Here is a 14,236-nt window from a genome sequence, read left to right as displayed (position 1 = left end):
TCATTCTTCATCTTCTGACCTTTTCCCATCAGGCCCTCCGACGATTCTCGAAAAGAGGAACAACCCCGCGGTAGGGAGAAAAACGGTGCCTAATTTTCAGATCTCACCACGCTCTGAGCGAAGGGCCCATATCGCATCCCGTTTTCCCATACAGGTCAAGCTGCAGGCCCCCCCTGTAACCGATATGGGGCCCTCATATGAATATGGCGGGGGTACATCTCCTCCCATCAACGTCCCTAAGGAAAAAGAAATCACCACAGCCTCGTTGCAGATTTCCAATCCGGCCCGCGTTCCCTCATTTGCATGGCCGATTGTAGAACCTGAATTATCCAGTCTCTTTGGACCCCGGTGGGGAAAGTATCATTATGGGATCGACGTCATCAGCCGAGATGGAGACACGGAGATTAAGGCGGCCAAGACGGGGAGGGTGGTGAAATCGGAACGGACTTCGGGAGGATACGGTAACCTGATCATCCTGGACCATGGCGATGGCGTATTTACCTATTACGCCCACTTAAGCAAACGTTATGCCAAAGAAGGGGAGCTCATCCGTGCAGGAGAGGTGCTGGGCATCATGGGAGATACCGGCCGTACGAAGGGGGTACATCTTCACTTCGAAATCCGGAAAGATCACCTGCCTGTAAATCCGTTGAACCTCCTGCCCTAATTCCCTCTGCGTACTCTCTTTTCTCCTTTAAAAAATCCGGCTTTCCGGTATAAAACGAGGGAAGCGGATGAGTGAATACCGAAACGAAAAAATGAGAGGATCGAGAAATGAATCTGGTTTACAGCGATAAAGAAAATCGGGTGTATGAATCGGAAGAATGGTTTGCCGTCGGGAGAAGTGGTGATCGCTTCATAGAGATCCTGGAGGAGGATTTAATTCCCTTGCCGGAAGGAGCCACGTTGGTCGCCATTCCAAACACCCGCCCGATGGGAATGGATCCCGGGACTGGGGAATTTACCCCCTTAGACGGAGAGGTGAATGCGGTTGGGGCCCTTCTGCCTCAAGGGTATACTCGGCTTCTTCTCCCCGCCTATCTAAAACGGGACCGAAAGGAACTCCTTCCCCTGTTCGGTTATACGGCGGTCGTCTGGAAAGAAGGAAAATTTTATGTGGCAGCCATGCGAAGCGATGAACCGGAGAGATGGAATCCCTTGCGTTTCCCTATGGGAGAAATAGAGCGTAAGGTGGTAGAGCTTACCGGAAAATATGCGGAAAATCGGCTCGTTCGTCACTTAAGCCATTGTGCATTGGAATATGAGTGCTTAACCGCCGCCAACACCTTTTACGGTCGTTGGGAGGGAGCGGTCCCTATCTCTTCCTCCTGTAATGCAGGATGTTATGGCTGTATCTCCGAGCAAAAACCGGAAAGCGGTTTTCCCTCGGCCCAAACCCGCCTCACCTTTCGCCCTACTCTGGAAGAGGTGGTGGAAGTGATGCTCCATCACCTTAAAACTCCGGAGTCCATCATCAGCTTTGGACAGGGCTGTGAGGGAGAACCCTCCACCCAAGCTCCCCTCGTCATTGAGGCGATCCGAGCGGTTCGGGAAAAGACCTCCATGGGGTATATCAACATGAACACCAATGGCGGGTTGACGGAGCAGATTAAGGGGATCGTCGATGCAGGGCTTGATCTAATGCGAGTCAGCACCATCAGTGCCATCCCCGAACATTATAATGCCTACTATCGTCCCCGGGGGTATACATTGGAGAATGTGGAGAAGACCCTTCGCTACGCTGCGGACCATGGGGTCTATACCTCCATCAATTATTTAATCTTTCCCGGGGTCATGGACAGGGAGGAGGAGGTAGAGGCGATGATACGGTTTGCCCAAAGAACGCGTTTGAAAAGAATTCAACTTAGGAATTTAAATATTGATCCCGATGCGTATCTCTCCCTCATCCCTCCTGCCAAAGGGGAACTTTTGGGAGTAAAAGAGGCCGTTCGGATTCTGGCTGAGGAAATACCGGGAATCGCCATCGGCTCTTACACCCATCCGCCACTAACGACCTAACACCTGTCAAGCGTCAGTGAAAATGTCATACTTACGCGTCAGTGAATTTGTCACATCGATTATGGTTTATCCTTTCACCCTCTGTTTTTATTGTGGCCTGGTCCGCTCATTTCATCAAGGGTAAAGGCCCAAAGCCTTCGCTTCGCTCACCCTTGATTCATTCGCGGTCCAGGGATAGAAGGCGAATAAGGGGTGAAAGGAATTTTAGCGGTATTCCTTAACCGCTATAGCCAAATGAAGTCCGTTGTGGCACCCTTTTTTTAGGTTTGTTGTATTCTCGCCAAGGATGATTGGCAGCGGGCTTGTGAGTTTTTTTCTCCGGGCTCGCCTTTTCTTTTTGGGGAGCTGTTTGACGTTGTGGTTTGGATGTTTCCTGCAAGGGATAACTTTTCCCCTTGTACCAGACAAATAGCTTGCCGCCCAATGTCTGGCGGATTTCGACCCGTGTTTTGGGAGGGATCGTTTGCCTCTGTTTCGTGGTGTCAATCTTGTAGGTTTTCCCTTTGTAAGAAATCGTTTCTCCCGTTCCGATCAACTCTTCTTTTGTCAAAACAATTCTCTCCTGTCCCATAGTGACATTTTCACAGACAGGTTACATAATGACAATATCATAAACGTACAACAAAGAAAAAATTTTAGTATAGACATACTAAAGTATTTATGTTACAATACCATCGATGAAAGAATTTACACATATGGATAGAAAGGAGGAAAATGGTGAACCCATCAATAAATCTTTTTATTAATTCATTTGCTGTACGTGGTATTACCTCCCGAGAGCAATTATTGAACGAGATGTTACGCGTCAAACTTACAGCGCGAGCGGTGAAATCACAGGAAAAACCTCTGCAGGATGGAGAGCAGCTTTTCGAATTAATGAAGCAATCTACTGAAAGCACAATCCTGGGATATTTTCCAGGCGACAGGGATTTCTTTTCTACAATTTATAAGGTTGCAGAAGGAATTGACCTTATAGAGTATACGCTTAAACTATACCAAAACGACCGCTTCGGACAGATATTCTCTCCGGCTTATTTGACGGAATACATCAGTAGCCTGATAGATGAAGCAAGATCACAGTCAATACTTATTGCCGAAGCAGAAAAAAGCCTGTCAGGTCTTAAAGGTTTGGTGGAGAAGCATCAGTCAAGTAATATAACCTTTACCACATCCAATGTACTTATGTTTATGCTGCTTAAGCTTGGTTTTGAAGACTATGACAACGTCACTATTCTTAATCAGTCGATATATCAGGAGCTGCTTGTTGACGCCCGTTTTGACTTTATCTATGCGCTGCCTGATTTTGGTGGCAAGATTGAAGCCGTTAACCATAAATTTATCTCCTCAAGACCGGATGTTGTAGCGACGCAAAATTTACTTGGGTACTTGTCCGACAGAGGGACGCTGGTGACTGTGCTTCCTGTTAAGATTGCATTTGCAAGTGGTTCTGAAGCAAAGCTGCGTGAGCATATCATGACCCACTATCAATTGGAGGGTATTTACAGTCTTCCCGAAGGTACTTTTAAGCCGTACACTGCTATCAAAACTTATCTGCTTAAGATAGGTGCTGTAAAAAAGGAAAATGTGAGCGTAGGATATTTAGGTTATGATAATGGTCTTTATGTCGACAAAGTGAAGGTAGTGGGAAGCAAAGATTTTGCCGCTCAAGAGGATTGGAGAATTGAACTTATCCTCGAGGATGATGACGAGCATATCAGAAAGTATAAGACATCAACTATAGAAAGAGTTAAACTTCACGAAGTTGCAGAGGTTTTTAGGGGAAAATCAATCCTCAAAAAAGATATTAAGCCTGGGAAAATCCTGGTGCTGAATATATCAAACATTACCGATACCGGCATTGATTATTCCAATATGGACAGTATTGATGAAGAAGAACGAAAAATTAAAAGATATGAGCTGATAGACGGCGACATAGTCTTATCTTGCAGGGGGTCGGCAATTAAAACGGGTGTATACCGTAAACAAAAAAATATCGTTATCGCCTCGGCCAATGTTATCGTTATTAGACCCAATAATAGGGTCTTAAGCAACTACCTTAAGATATTCCTTGAGAGTCCTGTCGGAATAGCACTTATAAAAAGCTTTCAACGAGGGACCACTATTGTAAATATAAATCATACTGACATTATGGAAATGGAAATACCTTTGCTAGATATTGAAGAGCAGAAAGAGCTGGTAACTCATTATGAAGCTGAAAGCACCTTGTATCGAGAAACTATCCGTAAGGCTGAGGAACGCTTTGCTGCTGAAAAAGAAAAAATCTATGAGAGACTATTATAAGAAAGGGGATACAAATATGGCGATTAAAGAATTTGAGTTTATGCATGGTGGAGTTATAACGAGATTATTAAGAAAAGATGTACCGATGCAGTTAACTCTAGTAGAAACAAATTCAAATGATAGCAAAGCAGTTTATAAGCTTTTAACGAAAAAAAATAGTGAGCTGATCTTATATATAAAATATCGATCTAAACCAGAGCCAAGGAAAACAGAAGGGAATACATGGATCTTTAATTTTACACAAAACAATCTAAAAGAGTTGTGCTCGTATAAAGATGATAATTTTATGGTTGCGCTCATATGTGGCAAAGAAAAACAGCTAAACAATAGTGAAGTATGCTTATTAGATAAACAACAGGTTACAAGCAGTATTGATATCCATTCTAAATCTAGTCAAACAATAACGGTTAAGCTTTCGGACCGTAAAGGTTTCAGGGTTTATGGTACTATGACAATAGGCGAGCCAATAATCATACCAAGAAATAAGATCAACACAATTGCGATTTAAGATGGAGGATAAAAAATGGCAACAGTAAATTTAGGGTTTGAAAATAATCTATGGGAAATGGCGGATAAACTGCGCGGTAACATTGAGGCTTCGGAATACAAGCATGTAGTACTGGGACTTATTTTCCTTAAATACATCTCCGATGCTTTTGAGGAGAGATATAACGAGCTGGTTGCAGAGGGCGAAGGATTTGAGGAAGATATAGATGCTTATACCGAAGAAAATGTTTTTTTCGTACCGAAGGAAGCCCGTTGGGAGTATATAAAAGCCAATGCCAAGCAACCTACTATCGGACAGATTATCGATGAAGCAATGATAGCTATTGAAAAGTTAAACGCCTCCCTTAAAGGGGTGCTGCCGAAAAATTATGCACGCCCGGAAATAGATAAAACAAAGCTTGGTGAGCTAATCGACCTGTTTTCCTTTAAGGTTGGTGATAAAGAGGCAAGAGCAAAAGATGTGCTCGGCAGGGTTTACGAATACTTCCTTGGGAAGTTCGGTTCGTCGGAAGGAGAATTTTACACCCCGCCATCTATTGTAAAACTGCTTGTTGAAATGATTGAACCATATAAAGGAAGGATTTATGACCCATGCTGCGGGTCCGGCGGCATGTTTGTGCAGAGCCAGAGGTTCGTTGAAGAACACAGCGGCAGAAAGGACGACATCCATATCTTTGGACAGGAATACACAGCGACCACCTGGCGGCTTTGCAAAATGAACCTTGCGATCAGGGGTATCGACGGAAACCTTGGCGAGCGGGATGCGGATACCTTTTCCAATGATCTCCATAAGAAACTAAAGGCGGATTATATCCTTGCCAATCCACCCTTTAATATCAAGGATTGGGGAGCTAACAGGCTTGCCGATGATGTCCGCTGGAAGTATGGTACACCCCCTGCGGGAAACGCCAACTATGCCTGGATACAGCATATTATTTCCAAGCTTTCGCCAAACGGCGTGGCGGGCTTTGTTATGGCAAACGGCGCTTTGTCTACCAATACAACCAGTGAAGCCGAGATAAGGAAGAATATTATCGAAGACAAGCTGGTGGACTGCATTATTACTCTTCCACCCAACCTCTTCTATAACGTAACCATTCCTGCCAGCCTGTGGTTTTTAACCAGGAATAAGAAATCCGCAGGCTGGGATCGCAGCAATGAAATCCTCTTTATTGATGCCCGCAAGATGGGCACGATGGTTGACCGTAAGCACAGGGAACTTGACTATGAGACAGAGATAAAATATATCGCCGATACCTACCACAAATGGAAAAAGGGCGAAGGATACAAGGATATAAAAGGATTCTGCAAGGCGGCCACACTGGATGAAGTGCGTTCCCATGAGTATATTCTCACTCCCGGAAGGTATGTTGGTATTGAAGAGCGGGTTGATGACGGGGAGCCTTTTGATGAAAAGATGACAAGGCTTACCGGGGAGCTGGCAGAGATGTTTGCAAAGCGTAAGTCTCTGGAGGAGGAAATCCGTAAAAGACTGGGGGCGATCGGCTATGAGTTTTGAAAATAATTCGGAAATATTAATGTACCAGACCGAAGACGGACAAACCAAGATCGATGTAAGAATGGAAGATGAAACGGTCTGGTTGACTCAGGCTCAAATGGCTGAACTTTTTCAGACCAGTAAACAGAATGTTAGTCTGCATATCAATAATGTATTTAAAGAAGGCGAACTTGATGAAATTTCAGTTGTCAAGGAATACTTGACAACTGCTGCCGACGGTAAGAAATATAAGACGAAATTTTATAACTTGGATGTTATTATCTCTGTCGGCTACCGGGTTAAGTCCCACCGGGGCACGCAGTTCAGGATTTGGGCAACCCAAAGGCTAAAAGAATACATAATCAAAGGCTTTACTATGAATGATGACTTGCTGAAAAAAGCGGGCGGCGGCAATTATTTTGAGGAATTATTGGAGCGCATCCGGGATATTCGCTCCTCAGAAAAGGTATTTTACCGCAAGATTTTGGATATTTACGCGACGAGTATTGACTATTCACCGGATGCGGCCATTTCACAGCAGTTTTTTCAAACGGTCCAGAACAAAATGCACTGGGCAGCTCATGGGCATACTGCGGCAGAAATAGTGTATCTGAGAGCTGATAGTACAAAGCCTTTTATGGGAATGACCAACTTTACTGGTTCTAAGCCTAGCAGGTCAGAATCCCAGATTGCCAAAAACTACCTTACAGAGGATGAACTGGCTGTACTAAACCGCATCGTCAATGCTTATATCGAATTTGCCGAGCTTCAGGCAATGCGTAGAAAACCCATGTACATGGCCGACTGGATAGAAAAATTGGACGATTTCCTTAAAATGAGCGACAATGAGATCCTTACGCACGCAGGTAAAATCAGCCACCAGCAAGCTGCTCAAAAAGCAATAGCAGAGTATGAGAAGTATAGGGAACGAACCAAAAATGAGCTTTCCGAGGTGGAAAAGCATTTTTTGGAGAGCATAGAGAAGACCGCAAAGATGCTGAAAGGGAAGAAGGATAGTGTTGGAGGTGATGGGGAGTGAGTTTTAGTGAGTGGAGAGAAACGAAATTAGATGAAGTCCTTAATTTTTACAACGGTAAGAAAAGACCAACGGAAAGTGGAAATATACCTGTGTACGGTGGCAATGGCATTTTAAATTACTGTAGTAGCTATAATACTGAAGGCGAAAGTCTCATAATAGGTCGTGTTGGTGCTTATTGTGGCAATGTTTTCTACGAAAATAATAAATGTTGGATATCAGATAATGCCATATTAGCAAAGGCAAAAGAAAACATTTCATGTAAATTCATGTATTATAAGCTTAAGCATTTAAATTTGCATGATATGCGCATTGGAAGTTCACAGCCCCTATTGACACAAGGAATATTAAAAAGTTTAACAACAACAATACCACAACTCCCTGAACAAAAGGCAATTGCCGCTACACTGTCTGCCCTTGACGACATGATCGAGCTTAACAATCAAATCAACAAAACCCTTGAAGAAATCGCACAGGCAATCTTCAAGTCCTGGTTTGTGGACTTTGAGCCGTTCAAGGACGGGGAGTTTGAGGAAAGCGAACTAGGGCTGATACCGAAGGGATGGAGAGTTGGGACTCTTAGTAGTATAGGTGACATCATTGGTGGTGGGACTCCGTCTAAATCCAAACCGGAATATTATGTAGATTCAGGTATTCCTTGGATTACACCGAAAGACTTATCTATGAACAAAAATAAGTATATCAGTAGAGGGCAATTCGATATTTCTGAGTTAGGCTTGCGGGAAAGCAGTGCAAAACTTATGCCTAAAGGCACAGTATTATTTAGTTCAAGAGCACCTATTGGATACATAGCAATCGCAAAAAACGCAGTAACAACTAACCAAGGATTTAAATCAATTGTTCCTTTTAATAATATTAGCTCAGAATATGTATATTTATTGTTAAAAAATAATGTAGGCGAAATTGAGAGTCGGGCGTCTGGCTCAACATTCAAAGAAATATCAGGTGGAGAAATGAAAAAAGTCCCAATCATTTTACCACCTATGGATGTGATCAATCAGTTCAATGAAATCGCTACTACACTTGGTAAAGTACAGGCTTTGCTTGAAGATGAGAATCACATTTTATCGTCAATTCGCGACACCCTGCTACCCAAGCTGATGAGCGGAGAGATAAGAGTACCGATGGAGGAGGTTGTGTGAGATGAATGAAGAGAAGAAATACAATCTTTATGTTATTGATGCAGATATCTGCCCCAAAAATGACCAACCGATTATATACAAACAATGCTCGGGCTGTGACTATTACAAGGGTTTCGAACTGTACAACGGGCAAAGATGCATTAAGTGCTCTGCAAATTATGATTTTAAAAATGACAAATAGAGAGGAGGATGCCTTATGCCAAACCATAATATATATGAAGATGAGCTGGAGCAGGCGGCTTTGGAATGGTTTGAGGAACTAGGCTACGAAATTGCCTTTGCTCCTGACCTTTCGCCCGGTGGAGATTATCCTGAACGCTCCGATTATTCCGAGGTAATCCTGGAGGAACGTTTGAGGGACGCATTAAAGCGTATAAACCCGGATTTGCCCCAGGAGGCTCTGGACGACGCCCTGCATCAAATTCTTGTGCCGCTTAATCCTGCACTAATAGACAACAACCGTCTTTTTCAGAAGATGGTCACCGATGGGGTGAATGCTACATTCAGGGCCAGTGACGGCAGAATAGTCAGCAAGCAGGTCAAGGTTTTTGACTTCGAGAAAATAGAGAATAATGATTTTTTGGCTGTTAACCAATTTACTGTGATTGAGAGCAGGATTGAAAAGCGTCCTGATGTGGTGGTGTTTGTCAACGGCATACCCCTTGTTGTCATCGAGCTTAAAAACCTGGCCAATGAAGACGTTGAACTAACCGATGCCTTTAATCAAATACAAAACTATATAAGAACGATTCCGTCTCTCTTTACCTATAATTCCTTTGTGGTTATATCTGATGGGATAAATGCCAGGGCAGGCACAATAACGGCCGATGAAGACAGGTTCATGATGTGGCGTACGATTGATGGGGACGAGGTTGCACCTGTAGGGCGCCCACAGCTTGAGGTCTTAATCAAAGGAATGTTTGAAAAAGAACGCCTTCTTGATATTATTAAGAACTTTATATTGTTCCAGACTGATGGAAAAGACACTTACAAAATTCTGGCAGGTTACCATCAATACCATGCTGTCAATAAGGCAGTTGAAAGCACGATAAGAGCCGCAATCACTGAGGGGGATCGTAAAGCCGGCGTTGTTTGGCATACCCAGGGCAGCGGCAAAAGTCTTTCTATGGTTTTCTATGTGGGCAAACTTGTTCTTGCGAAAGAACTTAATAACCCGACAATCGTAGTGATTACCGACCGTAACGACCTTGACGACCAGCTATTTTCCACATTTGCCAAATCAAAAGACTTATTGCGCCAGGAACCGGTGCAGGCTCAGGATAGAGCAGATCTCCGCAGACTCCTTGCGAGGGAATCGGGAGGCATAATCTTCACGACCATACAAAAATTTGCACCTGAAGAAAAAGGGGACAGCCTACCTGTCCTTACAGACCGGGAAAACGTAATTGTTATTGCTGATGAAGCCCATCGAAGCCAGTACGGATTCGGAGCGGAAATTGTCAAGGGTGATACTGAAGCTGAGGTCAAATATGGTTATGCCAAATATATGCGTGATGCCCTTCCTAAAGCATCTTATATCGGCTTTACCGGAACGCCGATATCACTTGCGGACAAGGACACCAGGGCGGTCTTTGGCGACTATATCGATATCTATGATATGACCAGGGCAGTTGAGGATGGAACGACAGTACGCATTTTCTACGAAAGCCGGATTGCGAAGCTGGAGCTGCCGGATGAACTCAAGCCCGTTATTGACAGCGAATACGAGGAGATCACTGAGTACCAGGAGTATACCCAAAAAGAAAAGCTGAAGTCAAAATGGTCAAGGCTTGAAGCTATTGTTGGTGCCGAGCAGCGTGTTAAAGCGATTGCCAAAGATATTGTGGAGCATTTTGAAAAGCGTCTCGCAGCTCAGGAAACAGAAGTGGGCAAAGGTATGATCGTAACCATGTCCCGAAGGATTGCCATTGACCTTTATAAAGCGATCGTAGAACTGCGCCCGGAATGGCACTCTGACGATGTGGAAAAAGGCGTTATTAAGGTGGTCATGACCGGAAGTTCTTCTGATCCTAAGGAATGGCAGCCTTTCATCGGCACAAAGGCTACCCGGGACCGGATCGCAAAACGCATGAAGGATAACAAGGACGAGCTAAAGTTAGTCATTGTACGTGATATGTGGCTGACCGGTTTTGATGTTCCGAGCATGCACACCATGTATATTGATAAACCCATGCAAGGACATAACCTAATGCAGGCTATCGCCCGCGTTAACCGGGTATTTAAGGAGAAGCAGGGCGGCTTAATCGTAGATTATATCGGCATTGCCGAAAACCTGAAGAATGCTCTTAATGATTATACCGAGAGCGACAGGGAAAAGACCGGTGTTGATACTGAACTGGCAGCAGCAGTACTTCTTGAGAAGTATGAATTAATTAAGGAATTGCTCCATGGTCATGATTATCAGAAATTCTTTACCGGCTCCGCTTCCGACCGAATGTCCGCCATTGTTGAAACCATTGACTACATCATCGGGCTGCGTGAGGAAGGTAAAAATGAATATCTTAAGCTGGTCGGCGAACTTTCTAAGGCTTACTCACTTTGTGCTACTACCGATACCGCTGAGAAATTAAACCTTGAGGTAGGTTTCCATAAAGCAGTTAAATCGGGGATCATCAAGCTCATTCCCGAAAATTCCAAAAAGAAAACTGCTGCGGAGGTTGAAGCCCAGCTTAACCAACTTATATCCAAATCAATTGCCAGCAATGAGGTTATCGATGTTTTGGATGCTGTTGGGCTTAATAAGCCTAATATCGCAATACTGTCCGACGAGTTCCTGGAGGAAGTGCGCAACCTGAAGCAGCGCAACCTTGCCGTCGAGCTTCTCAACAGATTGCTTAAAGGTAAAATAAAGACATTTTCCAGGCGGAATCTTGTCCAGTCCAGGAAGTTCTCGGAGCTTTTGGAGAATGCCATCAGGAAGTACCAGAACCGCACCATTGAAACCACGCAGATTATTTTGGAACTTATCCAGCTTGCCAAAGAAATCAATGAAGCGCATAAACGTGGAGAAAATACCGGTCTTACTGAAGATGAGCTGGCGTTTTACGATGCCCTGGCCGAAAACGAGTCAGCCAAAGAGGTAATGGGCGACGACATCCTCAAGCAGATAGCAAGGGATTTGACTGAGGCAATACGTAAAAATCTCAGCATTGACTGGTCTATTCGTGCCAGCGTGCAAGCCAAAATGAAGATGATTATAAAGAGACTGCTTAAGCACTATGGTTATCCGCCGGACAAAACACCTAAAGCTGTAGAAATAGTAATGGAGCAGGCTAAGCTCATGTGCCAAAACGAGAGTTCAAGGGTTAGGTATCAGTACCAGCTTGTTAAAGAAGAATTGCCAAAAGTAGCGGAGGAAAGGGAGAATATATGATTGTGAGGGTATTAAATACGATATCTAAAGAGCCCTTAATGTTCTTTCCGCAGGATTAAAGGTATAAAGGAAGGGGTGAATAGATTTGCAGAATCTGAAAGGTTTTATTGACGATTTTTCTAAGGCATTAAAGGAAAATAATGCGGCCATTTTTGCAGGGGCTGGGCTTTCCAGCGGAGCGGGATATGTGAATTGGACAGAACTGCTTAGGAGCGTTGCTGAAGAGCTTCGTTTAAAAGTAGAAAGAGAACAACATGACCTGGTATCTCTTGCTCAGTACTACAGTAATGAAAATGGTGGAAGAGGTAAGCTTAACCAAATTATCACCGACGAATTTCAAAGGCGTGCATCCATTACTGAGAATCATAGGATTTTAGCCAGATTACCTATTACGACATATTGGACATCTAATTACGACACTTTAATTGAAACTGCGCTCAGGGATATTGGTAAAAAACCTGATGTGAAAATTGAACCGGAAAATCTTGCGCTAACATTAAGTGACAGAGATGCAGTTGTTTATAAAATGCATGGGGATGTAAGTCAAGTTCATAAGGCAGTTATAACACGGGATGATTATGAAAAGTATGAGCTGACGCACTCGTTGTTTACTACTGCCTTGCAAGGCGACTTGGTATCAAAAACATTCTTGTTTATAGGTTTCAGTTTCAATGATCCAAACTTGAACTATATCCTTAGTCGTATAAGAATAAGGCTCGAAGGGAATCAACGTCCGCACTATTGTTTCCTGAGAAGAATTGTAGAATCAGAATTTGGCAATAAAGAGGATTATGATTATGCAAAGATAAAACAGGAATTACAGATCAACGATTTAAAAAGGTTCTCAATTAATACCATTTTAGTAGATGAATACCAAGAAATAACCAGCATTCTAAAAATGATTGAGAAATCCTTTAGAAAGAATAGTGTCTTTATATCTGGAAGTGCTGAAGATTACGGCGCAATGTCTGAGGATACTGCAAAAGAACTTTTGCATGGCTTGAGTAATGAACTGGTTAAAAGAGATTATAGAGTAATTTCTGGATTTGGTCTAGGAGTAGGAAGCTATGTGATTAATGGTGCACTTGACTGTTTACAGTCAGAAAGGAAAAGCAGAATTGAAAACAACTTAGTTTTAAGACCCTTTCCTCAAAAAGCAAGCGGCGGTAAGTCGCTGCCTGAACTGTGGGATTTTTATAGGCGGAATATGATTGCCGAAGCAGGCATAGCTATCTTTCTCTTTGGCAATAAAAGGGTGGACGGAAAAATTGTTAATGCTGAAGGGGTCAGAAATGAATTTGAAATAGCGTATTCAATGGGAGTGAATGTAATTCCAGTAGGTGTCACTGGTTTTCAAACTAGGATTTTATGGGAAGAAGTAATGAATGACTTTCCTAAGTATTATCCTGAGGTACAGGTGTTTAAGCCATGGTTTGAAATACTTGGCAGTACTTCAATACCGGATGAAATTATTAATACAATAATGAAAATAATTGATGAGATAAGGAGGAGAATCTAGATGGCAAAGCGGGTGTTTTTCAGCTTCCATTATCAAGATGTAATTGATTTTCGCGCAAATGTAGTTCGAAACCATAAAACTACAAAACATGAAGGAGCAGGGTATTTTGACGCTTCTATATGGGAAGAGGCGAAGAAAGAGAGTAATTTGGCATTAAAACGCTTAATAAATAGCGAACTAAAGAATACATCAGTTACAGCTGTCTTAATAGGTTCAGAAACATACTCAAGACGCTGGGTGAGATATGAAATTATGAAAAGTCTGGAAAAAGGGAATTTGTTACTTGGAATTCATATTAATTCTATTGCTGGTAAAGATCAAAAAACAAAAAAACTGGGGCCTAATCCATTTGATTATCTAGCAATTGAGTTTAGCAATGATGGTCAAAAACTCAATTTGCTTGAATATAAAAATGGGAAATGGGTCAAATATAGTGACCTAGATGGATGGAGCATAAGTGGTATTAATCGGTCTGATTGGGGGAAAGCTTATAAATTATCAAAATATTTTAAGGTTTATGATTGGGTTGCAGATGATGGGTATAATAATTTTGATAAATGGATTGAAAAAAATAGTTAACTCAAGTATCTTGTTTTTTTCAAGAAATCACAGCAGCCCAAACAAACCAAAGCACCCCGCTCATAGCATCTGCATCGGTTATTCCCGAAGGGCATGCTCTACTAAACCAGATGCAGGAAAGTCAACCGTAAATCTTAAAAAACGTCGAAACGCTGGATGTTGGCCGCGGGCTTATGACACGAAGCTGATCATGAAGCTATGGGAAGAGTACTGGGTAAGC

Annotated in this window: 11 protein-coding genes and 1 pseudogene; 11 read left to right on the top strand and 1 reads right to left on the bottom strand. The window is 42.9% G+C overall.

What is annotated here, in order from left to right; all coding sequences use genetic code 11:
• The first annotated feature begins 85 nt into the window (after window positions 1-85).
• Together THEAE_RS22300 and THEAE_RS0117960 are read left to right on the top strand one after the other, a co-directional pair.
• Window positions 86-667 (top strand): M23 family metallopeptidase, encoded by a 582-nt coding sequence (locus THEAE_RS22300; protein WP_169730004.1) that lies wholly within the window; start codon window positions 86-88, stop codon window positions 665-667.
• A gap of 107 nt (window positions 668-774) precedes the next feature.
• Entirely contained in the window at window positions 775-2,019 is a 1,245-nt protein-coding gene (locus tag THEAE_RS0117960) for a radical SAM family protein (RefSeq protein WP_028988382.1), read from the top strand.
• A gap of 217 nt (window positions 2,020-2,236) precedes the next feature.
• Here THEAE_RS0117960 and THEAE_RS0117955 read toward each other — a convergent pair.
• Window positions 2,237-2,551, bottom strand: a pseudogene (locus THEAE_RS0117955) (ISNCY family transposase); the annotation flags it as partial.
• 185 nt (window positions 2,552-2,736) lie between these two features.
• On the opposite strand from THEAE_RS0117955, the gene THEAE_RS0117950 reads away from it, so the two are divergent.
• From THEAE_RS0117950 to THEAE_RS0117910, 9 genes are all read left to right on the top strand, one after another.
• Complete coding sequence (locus tag THEAE_RS0117950; protein ID WP_028988380.1) at window positions 2,737-4,320, top strand: restriction endonuclease subunit S; 1,584 nt, start codon at window positions 2,737-2,739, stop codon at window positions 4,318-4,320.
• A 16-nt stretch (window positions 4,321-4,336) separates the two neighbouring features.
• Entirely contained in the window at window positions 4,337-4,828 is a 492-nt protein-coding gene (locus tag THEAE_RS0117945; protein WP_028988379.1) for a hypothetical protein, read from the top strand.
• A 15-nt stretch (window positions 4,829-4,843) separates the two neighbouring features.
• The gene (locus THEAE_RS0117940; RefSeq protein WP_028988378.1) at window positions 4,844-6,346 is read left to right on the top strand and encodes a type I restriction-modification system subunit M; all 1,503 of its coding nucleotides are present in this window, start codon (window positions 4,844-4,846) and stop codon (window positions 6,344-6,346) included.
• Entirely contained in the window at window positions 6,336-7,364 is a 1,029-nt protein-coding gene (locus THEAE_RS0117935) for a virulence RhuM family protein (RefSeq protein WP_028988377.1), read from the top strand. Before THEAE_RS0117940 ends, THEAE_RS0117935 begins: the two co-directional genes overlap by 11 nt.
• Window positions 7,361-8,524 (top strand): restriction endonuclease subunit S, encoded by a 1,164-nt coding sequence (locus THEAE_RS22295; protein WP_028988376.1) that lies wholly within the window; start codon window positions 7,361-7,363, stop codon window positions 8,522-8,524. Before THEAE_RS0117935 ends, THEAE_RS22295 begins: the two co-directional genes overlap by 4 nt.
• 1 nt (window position 8,525) lies before the next feature.
• Window positions 8,526-8,705, top strand: a complete 180-nt coding sequence (locus THEAE_RS0117925; RefSeq protein WP_028988375.1) for a hypothetical protein — start codon at window positions 8,526-8,528, stop codon at window positions 8,703-8,705.
• A 15-nt stretch (window positions 8,706-8,720) separates the two neighbouring features.
• Window positions 8,721-11,918, top strand: coding sequence for a type I restriction endonuclease subunit R (locus THEAE_RS0117920; RefSeq protein ID WP_028988374.1), 3,198 nt, complete (start codon window positions 8,721-8,723; stop codon window positions 11,916-11,918).
• 85 nt (window positions 11,919-12,003) lie between these two features.
• The gene (locus tag THEAE_RS0117915; protein WP_342665757.1) at window positions 12,004-13,437 is read left to right on the top strand and encodes an SIR2 family protein; all 1,434 of its coding nucleotides are present in this window, start codon (window positions 12,004-12,006) and stop codon (window positions 13,435-13,437) included.
• Window positions 13,438-14,016: a TIR domain-containing protein gene (locus tag THEAE_RS0117910; RefSeq protein ID WP_028988373.1), complete on the top strand. Its 579-nt coding sequence runs from the start codon at window positions 13,438-13,440 to the stop codon at window positions 14,014-14,016.
• The last annotated feature ends 220 nt before the right edge of the window (window positions 14,017-14,236 follow it).

It is taken from the genome of Thermicanus aegyptius DSM 12793 (assembly GCF_000510645.1).
Classification (GTDB): domain Bacteria; phylum Bacillota; class Bacilli; order Thermicanales; family Thermicanaceae; genus Thermicanus; species Thermicanus aegyptius.
The sequence above is the reverse complement of the archived record's forward strand: the minus strand, read 5'-3'. Positions and strand labels throughout refer to the sequence as shown.

What these genes read in the sequence shown, in the direction of transcription:
- THEAE_RS0117945 (WP_028988379.1), top strand. Translation starts at nt 4,337, where the DNA reads ATGGCGATTAAAGAATTTGAGTTTATGCATGGTGGAGTTATAACGAGA.
- THEAE_RS0117925 (WP_028988375.1), top strand. Translation starts at nt 8,526, where the DNA reads ATGAATGAAGAGAAGAAATACAATCTTTATGTTATTGATGCAGATATC.
- THEAE_RS0117940 (WP_028988378.1), top strand. Translation starts at nt 4,844, where the DNA reads ATGGCAACAGTAAATTTAGGGTTTGAAAATAATCTATGGGAAATGGCG.
- THEAE_RS0117910 (WP_028988373.1), top strand. Translation starts at nt 13,438, where the DNA reads ATGGCAAAGCGGGTGTTTTTCAGCTTCCATTATCAAGATGTAATTGAT.
- THEAE_RS0117960 (WP_028988382.1), top strand. Translation starts at nt 775, where the DNA reads ATGAATCTGGTTTACAGCGATAAAGAAAATCGGGTGTATGAATCGGAA.
- THEAE_RS0117920 (WP_028988374.1), top strand. Translation starts at nt 8,721, where the DNA reads ATGCCAAACCATAATATATATGAAGATGAGCTGGAGCAGGCGGCTTTG.
- THEAE_RS0117935 (WP_028988377.1), top strand. Translation starts at nt 6,336, where the DNA reads ATGAGTTTTGAAAATAATTCGGAAATATTAATGTACCAGACCGAAGAC.